Origin of the sequence: Blastomonas sp. CCH1-A6 (assembly GCF_001556365.1) — a bacterium.
GTDB lineage: Bacteria > Pseudomonadota > Alphaproteobacteria > Sphingomonadales > Sphingomonadaceae > Blastomonas > Blastomonas ursincola.
In genome coordinates, this window is the sequence record NZ_LSIS01000351.1 from 1 (window position 1) to 396 (window position 396).

Annotated in this window: 1 pseudogene; it reads left to right on the top strand. The window is 73.7% G+C overall.

The window, feature by feature from the left end:
• A pseudogene (locus AX735_RS16735) lies at positions 1-396 on the top strand (hypothetical protein); the annotation flags it as partial.

Genomic DNA, 396 nt, shown 5'->3' on the forward strand with positions numbered 1-396 from the left:
CCTCGGGCGTTGGCAGCCAGGCGTTCGGCTGGCAGGCCAATGCCTCGGGTCGCACGGCCGTTGCGGTCGGGCACCAGGCGAATGCTGCGGGCTTCGAGGCCACCTCGGTGGGCAAGAGCGCCCAGGCGGGCGGTGCGAATGCGACGTCGGTGGGCAGCCGCGCCAATGCGGCAGGTCTCAACTCGGTGGCGATCGGCAACGGCGCGGTGACGGCGGACGGTACCACGCCTTCGGGTGCCGCCTCGACGGGCACCGCGGTGGCCATCGGCAATGGCGCGCGCGCGACGGCGGAAGATGCGGTGGCGCTGGGCGACCTCGCCAACGCCTCGGGCTTCCACGCAACCGCGATCGGCGGCGAATCGGTCGCCTCGGGCGTCGGCAGCCAGGCCTTCGGCT